The sequence below is a fragment of the Grimontia indica genome (genome assembly GCF_000333895.2).
GTDB classification, from domain to species: Bacteria; Pseudomonadota; Gammaproteobacteria; order Enterobacterales; family Vibrionaceae; genus Enterovibrio; species Enterovibrio indicus.
Genome location: NZ_ANFM02000047.1, coordinates 1 through 19,487 on the forward strand (window position 1 = coordinate 1; position 19,487 = coordinate 19,487).

The window sequence follows — 19,487 nt, forward strand, 5'->3', positions numbered from 1 at the left end:
ACCTGAAGATGCAGGATTCAGCGAGATTGACTGGCGTTGTGATCGCGGCGTTCCTTTGTAGGTGTAGTCACCTCCATCAAAAAGGAACAACAACGAGCAAGGCGTCAGTCAACTCGCCCGAAGGGAGGCCCTCAATGCGCCCACTTCTTCGTTAAATTCCACGGAAATAGAATGACTATTACTCATAAAATTTTCCTCGAATTGAACGCATTGATGCCCTCTGAATGCGAGCATCTTCAGGTCGTTTGGGTATAAAAGGCTAAAGGACTTCGATTCCTTCCTGTCGGAGCATTTCGCATAGGCGAATCAAAGGCAAGCCAACCAGGGTGTTTGGGTCTCGTCCTTCTAGCTTATCGAATAAAGCTATGCCAAGGCTTTCGCATTTAAAGCTACCTGCACAATCAAGCGGTTGTTCTCTTTGCACATAGCGCGTGATTTCCTCTTTACTCAATTCTCTGAAGTGAACATGAAAAGGCTCTAGATCTGTTTGTGCTTTTCCGGAGTCAGCATTCAACAAAGTTAATCCCGTATAGAAGGTGACATGCTTTCCCGATGCCGCCATTAGCTGCTCAATGGCCTTTGCTTCTGTATGGGGTTTGCCCAAAATCTTTCCATCGATCACACAAACTTGATCAGATCCTATGATGATCGATCCTGGATGTGCATCTCGACATGCCTGTGCTTTTTCCAATGAGAGTCGCTTCACTAAATCAGCCGGAGGCTCATTTTCTTTAGCAGATTCATCAATATCCGGTGAGTGGGCAACGAAAGGTAAGCCAAGTTTTTGAAGTAATGCCTGGCGGTACTTGGATCCAGAAGCCAGCACAATTGTTTGTTTATTCATCTAACGATGATCCTTTACCAGAATATTCGTATACGTGGGCAAGTGTAATGTTTTAAACTTGCGGAGGCGAGTGGGCTTGGGTGTCGTTTCATACCAATGTCCATTCGATGTTCTCAATTGCTAAGTACCTGTTGAACAGAAAATAACCTTTTTTCTTTTTCTCGGGCTTTTGAAGCGCTTGAATAGAAGTAAAGGCATAAATTTCTTTGACTCAGGCTACATTGGAGGCTAGAATTCGCGCCCTATGCAAAAGGTAAAGCTACCACTAACGGTTGACCCGTTTAGAAGTGCGCAAAAGCGACTTGACTACGATGGCATCATCGCTGTGAAGCAACTGGAGCGTATTGCTGAGGCAACTGAAGGTGTAATCAGTGATGCTGAAGTGAAGCTTTCGTTTGACATTGATGCTCAAGGGCTGAAGATTGTACGCGGAAACGCCAAGGTCGACGTCAATTTAGAGTGTCAGCGTTGTTGGAAAGCCTTCCCGCATCATTGTGAAGTCGAATTTATTTACAGCCCGGTTTTCAATGAAGATCAGGTTGGCAATTTACCGGATGCTTATGAGCCGGCATTAGTCGACGAAAATGGTGAGATTAACCTGCTTCAACTTATCGAAGATGAGTTGATTGTGGCTCTGCCACAGGTTGCCATGCACGACGAAGTAGACTGCGAAGTCGATTCCGATGGTATGGTATTCGGGGAAATCCCGCTTGCTGATGAGCGTCCGAATCCATTTGCCGTTTTGAAAAACTTAAAGCAAAGTAACGAGGAGTAGGGTCAATGGCCGTACAACAGAACCGTAAAACCCGTTCTAAGCGTGGTATGCGTCGTTCACACGATGCGCTGGGCACTTCAGCTCTGTCTGTAGATGCAACTTCTGGTGAAACTCACCTGCGTCACAACGTGACTGCTGACGGTTTCTACCGTGGCCGCAAGGTAATCAACAAGTAAGGTTGAGCCTTGACAGGTCTAACCATTGCACTTGATGCGATGGGCGGGGATTTCGGTCCTCAAGTAACAGTGCCTGCCTCCGTGCAGGCATTGTTGCATTTCCCCTCGTTAAAAGTGGTACTCGTCGGTGATCAATCCGAGATCACCCGCCAGCTCGTATCGCTGGATCAAAAAAATAATCCCCGCATTTCGATTGTTCATGCGGAATCTTCTATCGCCAATGACACACGTCCTTCGCAAGCCTTGCGTTCAAGCAAAGGCAGCTCGATGCGTATCGCTCTCGAACTGGTTGCAGAAGGAAAGGCAGATGCCTGTGTGAGCGCAGGAAACACTGGCGCGTTAATGGCACTTTCCCGTTCTCTTCTTAAGTTGCTTCCGGGCATTGATCGTCCTGCTCTGATATCCGAGTTGCCAACCATGGGCAACCAGCAAAGTTGGCTATTGGATTTGGGCGCGAATGTCTCGGTTGATGCTGATACCTTATTTCAGTTCGCCGTGATGGGTTCAGTACTGGCTGAAGAGCAGCTGGGCTATCAGCCATCAGTGGGTTTGCTGAATATCGGCGAAGAAGAGATCAAAGGAAATGATTTAGTTAAGCGCTGTGCAGAGATGCTGCAGCAGTGCTCTGCAGTGAATTATATCGGTTATGTAGAAGGCGATCAGCTTTATACCGGAAAAGCCGATGTGATTGTCTGCGATGGATTTGTCGGCAATGTAAGCCTGAAAACCAGTGAAGGTGTCGCCAGACTGTTTTTAGAAAGCCTAAAAATGCATGTTTTGGCGAATCCGTTTAAGAAACTGGTGGCTAAATGGTTATTTGGTGGGCTGTTTAATCGGCTCAAACACCTGAACCCCGACCAGTACAATGGCGCAAGTCTGTTAGGATTGCGCGGCATTGTAGTTAAAAGCCACGGACGTGCTGATATTTCCGCTTTCCAACATGCTATCGGAGAAGCGGTACACGAAGTCGAACGGCAACTACCTAATAAAATATGTGACCGTTTGGAAGCCGTACTACTCGAGAGGCATTATTAGTCTTCATGTTCAGTAAGATTTTAGGCACAGGCAGCTATCTGCCTGCGCAAATCCGCACCAATGCGGATCTCGAAAAAATGGTAGATACCAGCGACGAGTGGATCACTGCGCGTACTGGTATTAAAGAGCGTCGTATTGCCAACGAGCAAGAAACTGTTGCGACCATGGGTTATCACGCTGCGTGTCAGGCTATCGACATGGCGGGCATTGATAAGCAGGACATCGACCTGATTATTGTTGCCACTACCAGTGGTGAGAGTGCATTCCCTGCAGCAGCTTGTGATGTGCAGGCCATGTTGGAGATCAGTGGCTGCCCTGCATTTGATATTGCTGCGGCCTGTTCTGGTTTTGTCTATGCGCTGAGCGTGGCTGATCAATATGTGAAATCAGGAATGGCGCGCAACGCTTTGGTGATCGGCGCAGATCGTCTATCACACCTTTGCGATCCAGAAGACCGTTCAACCATCATCCTGTTTGGTGATGGTGCCGGTGCGGCTGTGATTGGGGCCAGCGAAGAGCCAGGCATCATTTCAACGCACCTTCGTGCAGATGGTAAATTTGGTGACCTGTTGAAAGTCAAATTTCCTCAGCGTGCGAAAGCGGGTAGCCCTGTAGAAGCTGACTCTTGGCTTCACATGGCGGGTAACGATGTGTTTAAAGTGGCAGTGACCCAACTGGCAAACATCGTTGCAGAGACGCTGGATGAAAATCAAATGGACAAGTCAGAAATCGACTGGCTTGTTCCTCACCAAGCCAACTACCGCATTATCAAGGCAACGGCGAAGAAACTCGCGATGTCGATGGATCAGGTAGTGATCACGCTTGATAAGCATGGCAATACGTCGGCCGCTTCCGTCCCTACTGCGCTTGATGAAGCAGTACGAGACGGACGCATTCAGCGCGGCCAAACGATTTTGCTTGAGGCCTTTGGCGGTGGTTTCGCCTGGGGTTCAGCTTTGATCAAATTTTAATAAGGAATACGCTATGTCTAACTTTGCTGTGGTTTTTCCGGGCCAGGGTTCACAAGCTGTGGGCATGCTGGCAGAACTTGGCGAACAGTTTGCCGTTGTTAAAGAAACATTTGCAGAAGCATCTGAAGTGCTCGGCTATGACCTTTGGGCTTTGGTTCAAAACGGTCCTGCGGAAGACTTAAACCAAACTCACCGTACTCAGCCAGCATTGCTGACGGCTTCTGTCGCTATTTGGCGAGTGTGGCAACAAGAGGGTGGTGCACAACCATCAGTGATGGCAGGTCACAGCCTGGGTGAATACTCTGCACTGGTTTGTGCAGGCGTGATTGACTTCAAGGAAGCCGTGAAGCTGGTTGAACTACGCGGACAACTGATGCAAGAAGCGGTTCCTGCAGGTGTTGGTGCCATGTCTGCGATTATTGGCCTTGATAACGACGCGATCGCGAAAGCCTGTGAAGAAGCGGCAGAAGGGCAGGTAGTTTCTCCGGTTAACTTCAACTCACCTGGCCAGGTTGTTATCGCAGGTAATAAAGAAGCGGTTGAGCGAGCAAATGCGCTGTGTAAAGCCGCGGGTGCAAAACGTGCACTACCGCTGCCAGTGTCTGTACCTTCGCATTGTGCATTGATGAAGCCCGCTGCAGATAAACTGGCGGTAGCTTTGGAAGAGCTTACGTTCTCAGCGCCTTCCATTCCAGTGATCAACAATGCCGATGTGGCAACCGAAACGGATCCTGCAGCGATCAAAGACGCGTTGGTTCGACAGCTTTATGGTCCAGTTCGTTGGACTGAAGGTTGTGAAAAAATGGCGAATGAAGGTGTTGAATTACTGCTGGAAATGGGCCCAGGCAAGGTACTGACCGGTCTGGCTAAGCGTATCGACAAACGTCTGAGCGCGGCAGCGGTAAATGATTCAGCTTCTCTGGAAGCAGCTAAGTAATAAATTCTGGGATTCACAGCCAGCGAAAGCTGGCTGTTTAATAAAGGAACGATAACTGATGAACCTGAACGGTAAAATTGCTCTTGTAACAGGTGCGAGCCGCGGTATCGGCCGTGCAATTGCTGAACTTCTGGTTGAGCGAGGCGCAACTGTTGTAGGTACTGCAACTTCTGAGAGCGGTGCCTCAGCAATTAGTGAGTATCTGGGTGAAAATGGCAAAGGTTATGCACTTAACGTAACCTCCGCTGAATCCATTGAGGAAGTGCTGAAAGCAATTAAAGAAGAGTTTGGTGACATTGATATTCTGGTAAATAACGCAGGTATTACTCGTGACAACCTTCTGATGCGAATGAAAGACGATGAGTGGCAGGACATTATGGACACCAACTTGACGTCTATCTTCCGCATGTCGAAAGCCGTGCTTCGCGCGATGATGAAAAAGCGTAAAGGCCGCATCATCAACGTAGGCTCAGTGGTGGGCACCATGGGTAACGCTGGTCAGGCAAACTATGCTGCAGCTAAAGCTGGAGTTGTGGGCTTCACCAAATCTATGGCACGTGAAGTTGCATCACGTGGGATTACTGTAAATACTGTGGCCCCAGGTTTCATCGAAACCGATATGACTAAAGCGCTGAACGATGATCAGCGTGCAGCGACATTGGCTCAGGTACCGGCAGGTCGTCTGGGTGATCCACGTGAAATTGCGGCGACTGTCGCATTCCTTGCATCAGATGATGCAGCGTATATCACGGGTGAAACACTGCATGTCAACGGCGGCATGTACATGATTTAAACAATAAAGTTGCACCTCTAAATGATTCAGGTCAAAATCCGATGGTTTATCAGCCAAATCGTGGTTTGACCAGCATTTCGGGTGTTGCAACTTCCACGTTATTGAATAAACTACTGCACATATCGCATCTGCGAATCTTGTAAGGAATAGTATTAATATGAGCAACATCGAAGAACGCGTAAAAAAAATCATCGTTGAGCAACTGGGCGTAGACGAAGCAGAAGTTAAAAACGAAGCATCTTTCGTTGACGATCTGGGCGCAGACTCACTGGATACCGTTGAGCTGGTAATGGCTCTGGAAGAAGAATTCGATACCGAGATTCCAGACGAAGAAGCAGAGAAGATTACTACTGTACAAGCGGCTATCGACTACGTTGTTAGCGCTTCTGAGTAATCGGAACAAGATCCTCCCAGGCGGTCACCTTGACCGCCTGAGTTTTTTATACCACCCCCGAAATTTCGTAATAACACCTTTCTCCGGAGAATATCATCGTGTCTAAGCGTCGTGTTGTTGTCACTGGCATGGGGATGTTATCGCCTGTAGGTAACACCGTTGAATCATCTTGGAAAGCGCTGCTGGCTGGCCAGAGCGGTATCCAGAGTATCACTCACTTCGATACCACCGATTTTGCAACCAAGTTTGCTGGTCTGGTTAATGATTTCAACAGTGAAGATTACATCTCTAAGAAAGATGCCAAAAAAATGGACCTGTTCATCCAGTACGGCATCGCAGCAAGTGTGCAAGCACTTAAAGATTCTGGTCTGGAGATCACAGAACAAAATGCAGACCGAATTGGTGTAGCCATCGGCTCTGGTATTGGTGGTCTTGGTCTGATTGAGACTAACCACCGTGCGTATGTCGAAAAAGGCCCACGCAAAATCAGCCCATTTTTTGTACCGTCGACCATCGTAAATATGATCGCCGGTCACGTTTCTATTAATTACGGTCTTCGCGGTCCAAACATCGCGATCTCGACCGCATGTACCACTGGTCTGCACAACATTGGCCACGCAGCTCGTATGATTGCATACGGCGATGCTGACGCAATGGTTGCAGGTGGTGCAGAAAAAGCATCGACTGAACTGGGTATTGGCGGCTTCGCAGCAGCGAAAGCGCTGTCTACCCGTAATGATGACCCACAAGCAGCATCACGCCCTTGGGACAAAGACCGTGACGGTTTTGTTCTGGGTGACGGTGCAGGCATGATGATTCTCGAAGAGTACGAGCATGCTAAAGCGCGTGGCGCGAAAATCTACTGTGAGCTGGTTGGCTTCGGTATGAGTGGCGATGCTTACCACATGACCTCGCCAAGCGCAGACGGTTCAGGTGGTGCACTGGCGATGACCGCCGCTATCCGCGACGCGGGCATTTCTCCAGAAGAAATTGGTTACGTCAACGCACACGGTACATCAACGCCTGCTGGTGACGTTGCTGAAACCAAAGGTATTCGTTTGGCGCTTGGCGCTGCTGCGGACAAGGCGCTGGTATCTTCTACCAAGTCTATGACGGGTCACCTTCTGGGTGCAGCGGGTTCTGTTGAAGCAATCATCACTGCGATGTCACTGGTTGACCAAGCAGTACCGCCAACAATCAACCTGGACAACGTAGACGAAGGCTGTGACCTTGACTACGTTCCGCATGAAGCACGTCAAGTGAAGATGGATTACGCGCTGTGTAACTCATTTGGCTTCGGTGGCACCAACGGTTCACTTATCTTCAAGAAAGTCTAAGTCTTTTTGTTCGCCTGACTTTTTGGCGAAGAAGGTTTTTTTGATAGAATGCAACGGCTCGGGACTTGTGACCGAGCCGTTTTTTATTGTACAGGGAATACGGATGATCCTCATAAATGGACAGCAAGTAGATACCGTAGCTTTCAGTGACCGGGCATTTCAGTATGGTGATGGTGTGTTCACCACTGTCTTGGTGAAAAATGGTCAGGCTTGTGACTGGGGTCGACATAAAGCGCGCCTCGAGCAAAACGTTTCTGCGCTGCACATTGAAGGCGTAGATTGGTCATCGTTATATCAGTGGGTCGACACTGTTGCTGATTCACTTAAAGGTACTGAAAGGGCAATACTGAAAGTCATTGTGTCCAGAGGCTCTGGCGGTCGTGGCTATAGTGCGGCGGGTTGCAACAAGCCAACAGTGACGGTTTCATCTCATCCATTTCCAACACAGTATCTGTCCTGGCGGAAAACGGGCATTTCACTGTCTCTATTGGAACAACGTATTGGCCAATCTCCATTAGCAGGCCTCAAACACCTTAACCGCCTAGAGCAAGTCATGCTCAAGCGAGAGGTCGAAAACTGTGGCACAGAGGATGGTATAGCCTGTGACATGAACGGACATGTCATTGAAACCTCAGCCTCAAATATTTTTTGGCGGATTGACCAAACCTTGTACACACCTTTACTTACTACTTCCGGTGTTGCTGGTACTATGCGGGCTCAGGTTATCTCAGTGGCCCAAGCGCTGGGTTACGCCACCAAGGAAGTATTGGAAACGCCTGACAGTTTGCTGAAAGCAGACGAGATATTCATAACAAACGCAGTAATGGGTGTCGTGCCTGTTCACTGTCTTGAAGGGAAAAACTACCGCGACTTCGATGCTTCTAGCGCGATCGCCTTAAGGTTGGATGTGTGATTAAGAAACTTGCGCTGATTGTATTGTTTTTAGCGCTGGCGGCTGCCGGCAGCGCATATTGGGCTTACACCCAAATCGAAAATTACGTTAACAGTGATATTAAACCGACAGAAACCTTGTTGGTGAATGTACCTGAAGGGTCAAACTATCACTCATTCACTCGCAAACTGGTTTCAGATGGCGTTATTGATGCCTCTCAATGGTCGCGTTGGGCAGCGAAAACCCATCCGGAATTGACCAAACTGAAAGCGGGCACTTTTCAGGTTCAGCCTGGTATCAGTCTTGCTGAGCTTTTTGCTTTAGTGCGTTCTGGAAAAGAACACCAGTTCACCATTACCTTTGTAGAGGGCAGCACCTTTAAAGAGTGGCGTGAGCAACTGGCGGAAACAGATTACCTGACCCATGACACTGCCGAACTGACTGAAGCACAAATTGCAGAAAAACTCGGGTTGGAAGGTGAAAAAGTAGAAGGTCTGCTTTTACCTGAGACCTATCACTATGTAGCTGGCCAAAGTGAGCTTTCCATCCTGAAACGTGCCGCAACCCAGTTACAAGCTGCACTGGATGAAGCTTGGGGTTCGCGTCAGGAAGGGTTACCCATCAAGTCGGCTTACGATTTGTTGACGCTCGCGTCTATTATCGAGAAAGAAACAGCAGTTGATAAAGAGCGTGGAAAAGTCGCTTCTGTTTTTGTTAACCGCCTAAATAAGAGAATGCGTCTGCAAACTGACCCAACGGTCATTTACGGCATGGGTGACAGCTATGACGGCAACATACGTAAGAAAGATTTACGCACCCCAACGCCATACAACACCTACGTAATTTTCGGCTTGCCACCAACGCCAATCGCAATGCCGGGTAAAGCGTCTATTATTGCTGCAGCAAACCCTGCAGATACCCCATATTTCTATTTTGTGGCCGACGGTTATGGTGGCCATACGTTTTCCAAAACACTCGCACAGCATAACCGCGCAGTGAGAGAGTATTTAAAAGTATTAAGAAGCCAATGAGTAACGGAAAATTTATCGTCGTTGAAGGTCTGGAAGGCGCGGGTAAAACCACAGCAATCCGCAACGTTATCGAGACACTGAAAACCCAAGGTATTTCAGACATTGAAACCACCCGCGAGCCAGGTGGAACGCCACTCGCAGAGCAGATGCGTGCATTGGTGAAAGAGGGGCACCCCGATGAGCCTTTAACAGATATGGCGGAGCTGCTGCTGCTTTACGCGGCACGCATTCAATTGGTTGATAACGTCATCAAGCCAGCACTTGCTAGAGGTGCTTGCGTGGTGGGCGATCGTCATGATATGTCATCACAAGCATATCAAGGCGGTGGTCGCGGCTTCGATCAGGTTCTGATGCAGAACCTTCGCGACACTGTATTGGGCGACTTCCGTCCTGACTTTACGCTGTATCTTGACCTTGACCCTGAAATTGGCCTTCAACGTGCAAAAGCACGTGGCGAATTGGATCGGATTGAAAAGATGAAGCTGGACTTCTTCCATCGTACCCGTGCTCGTTACCTTGAGCTGGCAGAGTCTGATGACAGCGTTGTGATTATCGATGCTTCGCAGGACATTGACGCAGTATCGGCAGATATTCGCAAGGCACTGGAGAACTGGCTGAATCATGCAGGCTAAGCTGTATCCTTGGCATCAGGAAATCTGGCAAAACTGGCAGCAATTGCTCGGTCAGGATCGCTTGCATCACGCTGTGCTTCTGAGCGCACCAAAAGGAAGCGGCAAGATAGAACTTGCTGCCATCCTGGCGAAAACCATTCTTTGTAAGAATGGGGTCACTGAGCCTTGCGGCATGTGCCATAGCTGCCAATTGTTTGATGCTGATACGCACCCAGACTTCCACTGGTTGAAACCAGAATCTGAAGGCAAACAACTGGGTGTCGATGCGGTTCGTGCAGGCAATCAATACGCGTGGGAAACCTCTCAGCTTGGAGGCCAACGTGTTATTTTGATTCAAAATGCGGACCGAATGGGTGAAGCGGCCGCCAACGCACTGCTGAAAACACTGGAAGAGCCACCATCGCACTGTCACTTCATTCTCCTATCACAATCGATGGACACCATGTTACCGACGGTTGTCAGCCGCTGTAATAAGTGGAAACCCAAACTGCCGGAAGAATCAGTGGTGAAGCGTTGGGTTGAAGGCGAGTTGTTTGAGTCTGTTCCTCTGCAAGTGCTGCGTATTAACCGCGGGGCACCTTTAGCGGCAAAAGCATTTATTGAAGATGGTAGCGTCGGTAAGCACAAGGCATTAATCGATGCGTTTGCTGAGTTTGTAACTAAGAAGCAGGGCCTTTTTTCTGTCACTGACCTTATCGTCAAGGCGCAACAGGAAGGACTGCAATGGTTGAGCTTCTTTATGCTGGATATCATCAAGGTGCAGCAAGGCTCAGATGAAGCGATTGTCCACTGTGATGATATGAAAACTGTCCAGAACTTAGCGTCGGCCTTACCACAGGCAAAAGTCATGTCACAACTGATGGCCCTGAACCGCTTGAAAGCCGAGCTTTCAAAGCATACCGGCCTCAACAGTGAGCTCCTTATCAGCCGCTGGCTGACAGAATTTACTGCTTCCTAAATAGCGCGGGATGGTGAGCTATCCCGCTTCAAATATCGTATAATCGTCCGCTTTAGTCAGAAACCTATCGGAGAAAAAGACGTGCTAGTCGACTCGCATTGTCACCTCGACAAACTCAACTACGAAGATTTACACGCTGATGTAGGCGCAGTGGTGGATAACGCCAAACAGCGCGGCGTAGATTATCTGCTGTCTGTGGGTGTGACGCTGAAAAGTTTCCCAAAAATGATGGAGTTGATTCGCCCGTTCGATAATGTGTTCGCGTCATGTGGTGTTCATCCACTGGATATCGAAGAAGGCTTTGATTACGACACACTGAAAGCGCTGGCTTCAGATGATCGTGTGGTCGCGATTGGTGAAACAGGTCTGGATTATCACTACCAGCCTGAACTGGCTGAAAAGCAGAAAGACGCTTTCCGTCAGCACGTTCGTTTGGCAGTGGAGTTGAACAAACCTCTGATTATCCATACCCGTATGGCACGTGAAGACACGCTGCAAATTCTACGTGAAGAAAATGCGCAGAAAGTCGGTGGTGTTCTCCATTGCTTTACCGAAAGCTACGAAATGGCAGAAGCAGCGATTGAGCTGGGCTTCTACATTTCTATTTCAGGCATTGTTACCTTTAACAAAGCCTCTGAACTGAAAGACGTAGTGCGTCGCCTGCCATTGGAAAGACTGCTGGTAGAAACGGACTCGCCTTATCTGGCACCAGTTCCATTCCGTGGCAAGGAAAACCAGCCTGCGTATGTGCGTGAAGTCGCAGAATATGTGGGACTGCTGAAAGGCGTATCTGGCGATGAAGTGGCCAAGGTCACCACAGAGAACTTCTTTAAGCTGTTTTCTCAGGCGAAAAAGTGATAATAGGTAAATATAACGAAAAGCCGGGGATTATATATCCCCGGCTTTTCGCATTTATGGTGCTGACGGCAAATTTGTCACGTCTATCCGGATGGCGGATTTTGACGTAAATGCTTTCAGATATTGGTTTATATCTTCTTGTGTTAATGCGTCAATGACGCTGTCAGGGTTAACCACTGCCAGAGGGTCCGCATCTGCGAGCACATAATTAAACATCATCCGCGCCTGCTCTTGTGGTTGTGATAATCCATCTTGTAGAGCATGAGATAACTGCTTGGAGGTACTGCTGAATTCCTCTGGTGTCGCTCCATGTCCAATAGAGTCGGCTATCTTATTCAGCGCATCTCGTGCCTCTTTTCGTTTTATGATTGAAGAGCTCATGACAATAAGTAATTGCTGAGTATCTGCACCTTCAGGCCACACCACAAACGAGTAGGGAGAATAATCTAAACTCCCTGTCTCTCGGACTTGTTCTGTCAGGCGAGTGGTAAGAATGCGTCCCGCAATATCAGCCAGGAAATAGTCTTTGGTGGTTTTTTTCTCCGCATCCCGGGCGAACATGGTAAACAGCTCCACATTGTTACCTTTGGGACCAAAAGCAATGGTGAGTTCGTCTTTTTTCGGCTCTAACTTCACGTCATAGAGGCCTTCAGACGGCAAGTCTTTGAACGTCATGCCAGCGAGATAAGTTCGGGCAAGGGGTTTGAATTCATCGACAGCGATATCTCCAGCGATGACATATACAATCCCTCGATTGGTTTTCATCAGGTTGTCGTAAGCCTTTACCACATCATTAGCACCGACTTTTTCGTAATCCTCAGGCGTTAAAGTGTGGCGAACTGAATTCTCATCATAGATTTCATTTGAGACGGCCATCAGTGCTTTACCATCAACGGACTCAAGATATTGACGGTTATTCTTGATGAATTGCGCTTTATGGCGTTCGAACATCTCTTCGTCCAGCATGGCGTGCTGGAAGCCTTGGAACATGGAAGCAAGCACTAAGGGTAAAGAGGCTTTGGTGGAGCTACCATAAAATCCATGTAGGTGTTCCCATACCATAGGCTCTATATAGGCATTCTCTTTGACCATCAGTCGGTTGTAGTCATTGAACGAGAGCCCGCCAAGACCACTTTCAGAATAAGCGCCCGGCATCAACAGACCCGCAGGGCGCAAGGAGGGCGGAAGTGCTGCCAGGCCACCTTTAGAACCGGCATATACATGAACATCATCGCCTGAGTTTGGCATGTGTCTCAGGTACACAGTAACGCCATTACTGAGTTGCCATTCGGTGGTGTTGGCATCGAGATCTTGTATCGCCACAATCTCACCGGTTTTGTCAGGCTGAGGGAAGTCCGAAACCACGTCTGGCAGAACTAACACATTACCGGTCTGCTTGAACGCCTTTTGCATATCAGCAATTAAAGCCAGTTGTTCCTGCTTTACTTGCTCAGTAGGGTCGATGTGATGTTCTAATGCAACGAGCGATTGTACATCCTTAGTCGAGAGCAATGATTTGAGTTCTTTATTGAACCAGGCTTTATCTGCACGGTTGACGAAGACGGTCGACAATGACTTGTAGGTCTCCGGTGACAAAGTCTGCCTGCCTATCATGCGGAAAAAGACATGGTCTTCGGCATAATTACGTGCGGTATAGTTGTCAGCGAATGTTGACTCAAGCTTCAGGAAATCACTGGTTTGAGCCTCAATTTCTGGCGTACTCAGTCCCTGATCACGCAAGGTGGCCAGTTCTTGGCCAAGAAACAGCATTGCTTCCAGTTGATTCGACGTTTCGTAAGAAACCTGAATGCTAAGAATCGTTCGCTCAACCCACTGAATCAATTGTGCATGAGTGCTTTGTACAGGAGCATCAAGATCTCTGGCACGGTCATTCAAGCGTGTGCTGATAGCATTCGACAAAATACTAGCGGCAGCAAAGTTTTCAAAGTCAGCTGCGGTCTCCATTGGGTTTTCGCCCAAATCAAACAGCAAGGTCGTGGAGGGGAATGAAACATCATTCACCTGAACGAAACTGTTTTCTCCACGGCTTAGCGGAGAGACTTTATGGATTGGAGCCTGTTGATCTGTCGCCGTCCAGGTCGCGAAGAGTGCGCTGATCTCTTTGAGGGTTGAAGCTGCATCGACATCACCTGCAATGAAAATTTCGCTGCGGCTTGGTGTGTAGTGGGTTTGATAGAAATCTCTTAATCGATTTTCAGAGACATTTCGGATGCTATCTTCGGTACCAAGGACATCCTCGTCGACGTTATATAGCTGTTCGGCAATCAGTCGATAGATTTCAAAATCGGCGCTGCTTGCGTCGCTGTGACCCTGAAAAGAAAAGCGAAACTCCCCTAACACTACACCTTGTTCCTTGGTGATCTCTTCGGGGTCCAACGTCAGTGAAGTCGCGATTTCCCGATACCAAGCCAAAGTATCAGAGAGCTTCTCATTTGAAGGAAGGTCTACCTCGTAGACGGTATGAGTGTATGAAGTAAACGCGTTGAGATGTTGACCAAAAGCCACACCTTCGTCGCCAAACAGCGAGACAATTTCATTCTTAGGGAAGGCTTCGCTGCCATTGAACGCCATATGTTCCAGGAAGTGGGCGTAACCTTTCTGATCTTCAGCCTCGTCTCTTGAACCTGTGCGAACCATGAAGCGTGTGGATACGGCTTGGTTGGGCAACTCCTTAATGTGAACAATCAATCCATTCTCTAATGTCTGGGTCTGCCAACTGCTATCGGCACTGAATGGCTGATCAATCAAAGTGCTTTGACAGCCGGTGACAAGAGCCACCAACATCAAGCAAGCAAAGCGTTTTATTATTTTCATCTTTATTCCTGTCTAGCCAGAACTGAACTGAAAATATACGGCAAAGCAGAGATCGGACTGAAAGTAACTGACTGGGTTTGCGAGCTATACATGGTGTAAATGTATAGCAATGAAAGATTAACAAATACATAGGGTTAAGTGATAAGTCCCACTGTAACGGAGAGAGGTTACTTAGTACTAATTTCGTTACATTAAATAACTTAAAGTGAAACAAAATTTTGTTGAACGAAGATCAATCAATCTCAGCTCGATATTTATTTAAATCCATTTAAATCATAAGCTTACAGAGTATCAAAAGTGCTAACTAGACTGTTTTGTGTGTGATCTATATTTACTTTCTGAACAACAAAATCGTGTTACGTAGTCACTGTAACTGAGCAGTCTTATATTACTCAGCGAATTACATAAGTTACTGGGTTGTCGAGAACTCGCATCGGTTTGAGTTTAAAAGCAACTCAATATTAATCAGGAGCGTTTTTATGTTTAAAAACCTGTTTGCGAACATGCAAAAAGTCGGTAAGGCGCTGATGCTGCCTGTATCGGTTTTGCCGGTTGCGGGTATCTTGCTGGGTGTTGGTGCTGCCGACTTTAGCTGGCTGCCTTCTGTTGTTTCACAAATCATGGAAAGTGCCGGTGGTTCGGTATTTGGCCAAATGCCACTGCTGTTTGCAGTAGGTGTTGCACTTGGCTTTACCAATAACGACGGTGTTGCAGGTCTAGCTGCAATCGTTGGTTACGGCATCATGGCTGCCACGCTGGGCGTGATGGCACAAGTGATGGGTGTAGAGAAGATCGATACTGGTGTGCTTGGTGGCATTCTGGTTGGTGGTGTGGCCGCTTGGGCATTCAACCGCTTCTTCCGTATCCAACTGCCTGACTACCTTGGCTTCTTTGCGGGTAAGCGCTTTGTTCCAATCATGACCGGCTTCTGTGCTATCGGTCTGGCACTGCTGCTTTCTGTTATCTGGCCACCAATCGGCGCTGCAATCGGTGCATTCTCACACTGGGCAGCTAACCAGAACCCAGTAGCAGCATTCGGTATCTACGGTATCGTTGAACGTTCTCTTATCCCATTTGGTCTGCACCACGTTTGGAACGTACCTTTCTTCTTCGAAGCAGGCTCATGTGTGAACGCTGCAGGCGAAGCGCGTACTGGTGTACTGACTTGTTACCTGGAAGCAGACGCGGCCTCTCGCGCAGCAGGTAATGGCTTCGGTCAGCTGGCTGGTGGCTTCATGTTCAAGATGTATGGCCTGCCTGCAGCAGCGATTGCAATGTGGCACACCGCGAAACCAGAAAACCGCGCGAAAGTGGGTGGTATCATGGTTTCAGCAGCGCTGACTTCATTCCTGACAGGTATCACCGAACCAATCGAGTTTGCATTCCTGTTCGTTGCACCAGTTCTGTACGTTATCCACGCAATTCTGGCAGGTACTGCATTCGTACTGACCAACATGCTGGGTATGGTTCATGGTACGTCATTCTCACACGGTCTGATTGACTTTGTGGTGCTGTCTGCGAACTCTCAGAAAATGTGGCTGTTCCCAATCCTGGGTCTGTGCTACGCAGTGTTCTACTACATCGTATTCCGCGTTGCCATCGTTAAGCTGGACCTGAAAACTCCAGGTCGTGAAGACGAAGATGAAACTACAGCAGCGGCTGCGGGTTCTGAATCTGAAATGGCGAAGAACCTGGTAATGGCTTTCGGTGGTAAAGATAACATCACTGGTTTGGATGCTTGTATCACACGTCTGCGTGTCGCTGTAGCAAGCGTTGATAAAGTTGACCAAGACCAACTGAAGAAACTGGGTGCGGCTGGCGTAGTAATGGCTGGTGGCGGTGTTCAGGCTATCTTCGGTACCAAGTCTGACAACCTGAAATCAGACATGGACGAGTGGATCCGTAACAACTAATTGATAATAGCGTTCCCCCTCGCTATTAAAAAAGGAGAGCTTCGGCTCTCCTTTTTCTTTGTCATCTCGTCGCGTTATTCATCATAGAGCGACAAAGAACAACATGAGTATCGGAACCAGTAAGCTCAGGATAAACCCACTGACGATAGCAATAGGTACACACTTCACGCCGCCCGTGGTTTGAATGATTGGAAGGGTAAAGTCCATTGAGGTCGCTCCGCCGTAACCGATAGCGGTGAGAGGGTAACGGGCAATAAGCAGAGGAATAAGAATAATCGCGACAAGCTCGCGAGAAAGTTCCAGCATAAATGAGGCGCCACCATAAACAGGACCAAGCGCATCACCCATCAAAATCCCCGCCAGAGAATACCAACCAAAGCCGGAAGCCATCGCCAAACCATAGTTGTAGGGAAGGTCGAGAATCCAAGCAGCGAGAAGCCCACCCAGCCAGGAAGTAACGATGACAATCAGCGCAACACTCAGTCCTTTCTTGTTCAGAATAATTTGTTTTAGCGTCATGCCACTGTTACGAAGCTGAATGCCAATCAGGAAAAGAAGAATAAGCAGAATACCTTCGCTGGCAGGATCTACCCAATCCAAAGGAATTGGAAGAACTAATCCGAGAATGAGGCCACCACCCACGACAAACACCAGTTTGATGGACTCCTTTGCCATAGCAGTAATCGGTACTTCACGTTTGTGCTGTTCGGTTTTAGTTTTGAGTACCTTATCTAAAAGCGGCAGGGCTAAAAGGTTAAAAATTCCGATACAAAAGAAGAAGGTGATTGCAAGAAGTAGGATCTGATTGAGGTTGCTGGAAAGGTTATCCAGCGCAGCAAGGCTGAGTCCCATTAAGCCAAGAATGACAAAGACAAGATGGGACGTGGAACGATTGATTTTTTCGAGCAAGGATGCCTTTTTGATCGTAATGAAATAGCCAACGACCAGAGGCAGGAAGATATAAAGCATGCCGGGAAGCATTCGCGTAAGACCTTATTGATAAAAAAGAAATCGCGATGAGAGTATCAGTCGCGATCCAATCAGGTCAATCTGTGTGCGAAAACTAGGTCAAAATTTCAGTGGGGGCTGGAATGCCGGCATTAAAAACCACAGTTATCGATGATGTTATTCAGTTGACTTCGGAAGTCTCTTTCATTCAAATTCGACAGCTCATAGAGCGCTTCAGCGCCTGCCAACGTGATTTCTACTTCATGCTCATCAATGTCTTCATCTTTGGCTCTGAACATCAACAAATGATTCGCCATCTTAGCGACATCCAGATAAGAAACGTCTTCGCTGGCTTTTCTGATCCGGCGGTTGAGCGACACTTCCACAAAGTCTAAATCGAAGCCCCAGCTTTTAAGGATGAAACGACTGGCTTCACGACTGACAGTGAAAAAGACGTGGCTGGCGATTTCAAAATCCAGATAGTTACCTTCTTCTGTGTAGTCGTGAAACGCCTTCACCGCGCTGTAAATACCAATGTCAGCCAATAGGCCAATTAACAGGGACTTTTCGACTTCGAGATGGAGGTTTTCTTCATCATAACCACGCACCTTTTGGCATAGCAGTGCCATGGTGGAGCCAAACTCCCGAGACGACGTCGCGCTTTTTTTCAGAAGGGCATTACATTCCTTGCTGAAAGGGGAGTTGGTTTTCAAGGTTTGAATCGCATGAGCGGTTGCAATGCCGAGTACGCGTTGAATGCCTAAACGGGATACAGCCATGTTGATGTCATGGCAAGGACGATTGGTGCGTGGGCTAAATACCGCTGAGTTTGCAGAGCGAATCACAGCCGCGGTTAATGTGGCATCATCCAGGAGGAGCGTTGCAACATCACGCACGGTTGTATTGGGCTGATTACAGGCGCGCTGGAGATTAACGACGACGTCAGGAATGGGAGGAAGCTCAAGAGTGCCATCTTTCAGCTTGCGATAAACACGCTGGAAAAAATCAGTTTCTATGGCTCTGAGGTATTTTTCACGGTCAGGGGAGACCCAGAATAACGATAGATGATCCATCTTTTTAGACTCGAAAGAACGCTGAGTTAATAGTAATTGTCTCGTGTTTTAATTGAAATACATCTGTTGATAAATTTGAACGAAAGGCACTTTATCCCCTTTCTTGTATAGCTATCCATGCAGTGTGCTGGCTGACAATCTTATTAGTAGATAAAACGCAAGATTGATCAGCTGTAAGTGCCAGTTTTTGAAGTAATCTAACGTTTGTGAAGAAATATCCCTGCAAAAAAACGTAACAATTTGCGAGTGTAACCGCTCAATTAACATGATATAAACATAAAAATTACATCCAATAACCGTGACGGATGTTGCAAAATGGCTACAGTTTTCGGTGTTGGGTGATCTGGTGCATGGTTTTCTATGCCCTAATGCGTCATCATTAATTCGCGTTGAGAAATTACGATATTTAAACCGAAACTTTTTGGTTTATTTTTTGGGGAGAAAGGAGGCACACGTGTTGGAAGTTAAAAGTGGCTTTGTAGAGTACTTGTCGCAGTTTGGCGAGACTGAAAAACGTTCAATGTTCGGTGGAACTGGCTTCTTCGTGAGCGGAGCTATGTTCGCACTGGTTAAGGAAGACCGTATTTACCTGCGTGGTGGTAACGACCTAACGCAAAATCTCATCGACAAAGAGTGCAAGAAATTCGTTCACGTTAAGAAAAGCTCTACCGCTATCGTGAACTACTATGACATCACTGATCTTTACGAAACGGAGGATCAGGGGTTAGATGTGATGGTAAAAAAGTCCGTAGAGAATTCGGTAGCAGAGAAAGAATACCGCGACTCCAAGCTCAACAAGCGTCTGCGCGATTTACCCAACTTGCGTTTGACCATTGAGCGTATGCTTAAAAAAGCGGGCGTAGAAGATGTAGATACCTTCTTCTCAATGAGCCCGGAAGAATTGTTCCGTAAAGTGCAGGAAGCACACGGTTACGATGTCGACGTGAAATTACTTTGGATGTTCGCTGGTGCCCAAAACGGTACTCACTGGACATTGCTGAGCGAAGAAACCAAACAACAACTACTTCGCGCAATCTAACTTATATCTCAATGCCCAAAAAGCCGCTTAAAGCGGCTTTTTTTAT

General features: G+C 47.7%; 19 protein-coding genes. 15 read left to right on the forward strand and 4 right to left on the reverse strand.

Annotated elements, in window-relative coordinates; genetic code table 11:
* Positions 1-259: 259 nt before the first annotated feature.
* Positions 260-844 (reverse strand): Maf family protein, encoded by a 585-nt coding sequence (locus tag D515_RS21750; protein ID WP_002541717.1) that lies wholly within the window; start codon positions 842-844, stop codon positions 260-262.
* Between the two features lie 244 nt (positions 845-1,088).
* Between D515_RS21750 and yceD the strand changes: the two genes are divergently transcribed.
* The 13 genes from yceD (at position 1,089) to D515_RS21815 (ending at position 11,633) form a co-directional block, all read left to right on the forward strand.
* Positions 1,089-1,619, forward strand: coding sequence for a 23S rRNA accumulation protein YceD (gene yceD, locus D515_RS21755; protein WP_002541719.1), 531 nt, complete (start codon positions 1,089-1,091; stop codon positions 1,617-1,619).
* 5 nt (positions 1,620-1,624) lie between these two features.
* Positions 1,625-1,795: a 50S ribosomal protein L32 gene (gene rpmF, locus D515_RS21760; protein ID WP_002541721.1), complete on the forward strand. Its 171-nt coding sequence runs from the start codon at positions 1,625-1,627 to the stop codon at positions 1,793-1,795.
* 9 nt (positions 1,796-1,804) lie between these two features.
* Entirely contained in the window at positions 1,805-2,830 is a 1,026-nt protein-coding gene (gene plsX, locus D515_RS21765; RefSeq protein ID WP_002541722.1) for a phosphate acyltransferase PlsX, read from the forward strand.
* A 5-nt stretch (positions 2,831-2,835) separates the two neighbouring features.
* Positions 2,836-3,801, forward strand: coding sequence for a beta-ketoacyl-ACP synthase III (locus D515_RS21770; RefSeq protein ID WP_002541724.1), 966 nt, complete (start codon positions 2,836-2,838; stop codon positions 3,799-3,801).
* 13 nt (positions 3,802-3,814) lie between these two features.
* A complete protein-coding gene (gene fabD / locus D515_RS21775; RefSeq protein WP_002541725.1) occupies positions 3,815-4,738 on the forward strand; it encodes an ACP S-malonyltransferase in 924 nt (307 codons plus the stop codon).
* Positions 4,739-4,796: 58 nt separating this feature from the next.
* Positions 4,797-5,531 (forward strand): 3-oxoacyl-ACP reductase FabG, encoded by a 735-nt coding sequence (gene fabG / locus D515_RS21780; protein WP_002541726.1) that lies wholly within the window; start codon positions 4,797-4,799, stop codon positions 5,529-5,531.
* A gap of 157 nt (positions 5,532-5,688) precedes the next feature.
* Positions 5,689-5,925, forward strand: a complete 237-nt coding sequence (acpP, locus tag D515_RS21785) for an acyl carrier protein (protein ID WP_002541727.1) — start codon at positions 5,689-5,691, stop codon at positions 5,923-5,925.
* Between the two features lie 98 nt (positions 5,926-6,023).
* Positions 6,024-7,262: a beta-ketoacyl-ACP synthase II gene (gene fabF / locus D515_RS21790; protein WP_002541728.1), complete on the forward strand. Its 1,239-nt coding sequence runs from the start codon at positions 6,024-6,026 to the stop codon at positions 7,260-7,262.
* Between the two features lie 103 nt (positions 7,263-7,365).
* Positions 7,366-8,175: an aminodeoxychorismate lyase gene (gene pabC, locus D515_RS21795; RefSeq protein ID WP_002541729.1), complete on the forward strand. Its 810-nt coding sequence runs from the start codon at positions 7,366-7,368 to the stop codon at positions 8,173-8,175.
* Positions 8,172-9,185, forward strand: coding sequence for an endolytic transglycosylase MltG (gene mltG / locus D515_RS21800; protein ID WP_002541730.1), 1,014 nt, complete (start codon positions 8,172-8,174; stop codon positions 9,183-9,185). Before pabC ends, mltG begins: the two co-directional genes overlap by 4 nt.
* Positions 9,182-9,817, forward strand: coding sequence for a dTMP kinase (gene tmk, locus D515_RS21805; RefSeq protein WP_002541731.1), 636 nt, complete (start codon positions 9,182-9,184; stop codon positions 9,815-9,817). The genes mltG and tmk overlap by 4 nt, the downstream gene beginning before the upstream one ends.
* On the forward strand, positions 9,807-10,775 hold the full coding sequence (holB, locus tag D515_RS21810; RefSeq protein ID WP_002541734.1) for a DNA polymerase III subunit delta': 969 nt from the start codon (positions 9,807-9,809) through the stop codon (positions 10,773-10,775). The genes tmk and holB overlap by 11 nt, the downstream gene beginning before the upstream one ends.
* A gap of 81 nt (positions 10,776-10,856) precedes the next feature.
* Positions 10,857-11,633 carry a TatD family hydrolase gene (locus D515_RS21815; RefSeq protein ID WP_002541735.1) on the forward strand — a complete coding sequence of 259 codons (777 nt, stop codon included), beginning with the start codon at positions 10,857-10,859 and terminating at the stop codon, positions 11,631-11,633.
* A 54-nt stretch (positions 11,634-11,687) separates the two neighbouring features.
* Here D515_RS21815 and D515_RS21820 read toward each other — a convergent pair whose 3' ends face one another.
* Complete coding sequence (locus tag D515_RS21820) at positions 11,688-14,468, reverse strand: M16 family metallopeptidase (protein ID WP_002541736.1); 2,781 nt, start codon at positions 14,466-14,468, stop codon at positions 11,688-11,690.
* Between the two features lie 479 nt (positions 14,469-14,947).
* On the opposite strand from D515_RS21820, the gene ptsG reads away from it, so the two are divergent.
* On the forward strand, positions 14,948-16,381 hold the full coding sequence (ptsG, locus tag D515_RS21825) for a PTS glucose transporter subunit IIBC (protein WP_002541737.1): 1,434 nt from the start codon (positions 14,948-14,950) through the stop codon (positions 16,379-16,381).
* 81 nt (positions 16,382-16,462) lie between these two features.
* Here ptsG and D515_RS21830 read toward each other — a convergent pair whose 3' ends face one another.
* Together D515_RS21830 and D515_RS21835 are read right to left on the reverse strand one after the other, a co-directional pair.
* Positions 16,463-17,362 (reverse strand): LysO family transporter, encoded by a 900-nt coding sequence (locus D515_RS21830; RefSeq protein WP_002541738.1) that lies wholly within the window; start codon positions 17,360-17,362, stop codon positions 16,463-16,465.
* Positions 17,363-17,481: 119 nt separating this feature from the next.
* On the reverse strand, positions 17,482-18,402 hold the full coding sequence (locus tag D515_RS21835) for an HDOD domain-containing protein (RefSeq protein ID WP_002541739.1): 921 nt from the start codon (positions 18,400-18,402) through the stop codon (positions 17,482-17,484).
* Positions 18,403-18,856: 454 nt separating this feature from the next.
* Between D515_RS21835 and D515_RS21840 the strand changes: the two genes are divergently transcribed.
* Positions 18,857-19,441 carry a TfoX/Sxy family DNA transformation protein gene (locus tag D515_RS21840; RefSeq protein ID WP_002541741.1) on the forward strand — a complete coding sequence of 195 codons (585 nt, stop codon included), beginning with the start codon at positions 18,857-18,859 and terminating at the stop codon, positions 19,439-19,441.
* Positions 19,442-19,487 lie beyond the last annotated feature (46 nt).

Bases quoted from the DNA above. Each gene is read 5' to 3' on its own strand.
- D515_RS21750 (WP_002541717.1), bottom strand. From the start codon at position 844: ATGAATAAACAAACAATTGTGCTGGCTTCTGGATCCAAGTACCGCCAG.
- yceD (WP_002541719.1), top strand. From the start codon at position 1,089: ATGCAAAAGGTAAAGCTACCACTAACGGTTGACCCGTTTAGAAGTGCG.
- rpmF (WP_002541721.1), top strand. From the start codon at position 1,625: ATGGCCGTACAACAGAACCGTAAAACCCGTTCTAAGCGTGGTATGCGT.
- D515_RS21770 (WP_002541724.1), top strand. From the start codon at position 2,836: ATGTTCAGTAAGATTTTAGGCACAGGCAGCTATCTGCCTGCGCAAATC.
- fabD (WP_002541725.1), top strand. From the start codon at position 3,815: ATGTCTAACTTTGCTGTGGTTTTTCCGGGCCAGGGTTCACAAGCTGTG.
- fabG (WP_002541726.1), top strand. From the start codon at position 4,797: ATGAACCTGAACGGTAAAATTGCTCTTGTAACAGGTGCGAGCCGCGGT.
- acpP (WP_002541727.1), top strand. From the start codon at position 5,689: ATGAGCAACATCGAAGAACGCGTAAAAAAAATCATCGTTGAGCAACTG.
- pabC (WP_002541729.1), top strand. From the start codon at position 7,366: ATGATCCTCATAAATGGACAGCAAGTAGATACCGTAGCTTTCAGTGAC.
- tmk (WP_002541731.1), top strand. From the start codon at position 9,182: ATGAGTAACGGAAAATTTATCGTCGTTGAAGGTCTGGAAGGCGCGGGT.
- holB (WP_002541734.1), top strand. From the start codon at position 9,807: ATGCAGGCTAAGCTGTATCCTTGGCATCAGGAAATCTGGCAAAACTGG.
- D515_RS21820 (WP_002541736.1), bottom strand. From the start codon at position 14,468: ATGAAAATAATAAAACGCTTTGCTTGCTTGATGTTGGTGGCTCTTGTC.
- ptsG (WP_002541737.1), top strand. From the start codon at position 14,948: ATGTTTAAAAACCTGTTTGCGAACATGCAAAAAGTCGGTAAGGCGCTG.
- D515_RS21830 (WP_002541738.1), bottom strand. From the start codon at position 17,362: ATGCTTCCCGGCATGCTTTATATCTTCCTGCCTCTGGTCGTTGGCTAT.
- D515_RS21835 (WP_002541739.1), bottom strand. From the start codon at position 18,402: ATGGATCATCTATCGTTATTCTGGGTCTCCCCTGACCGTGAAAAATAC.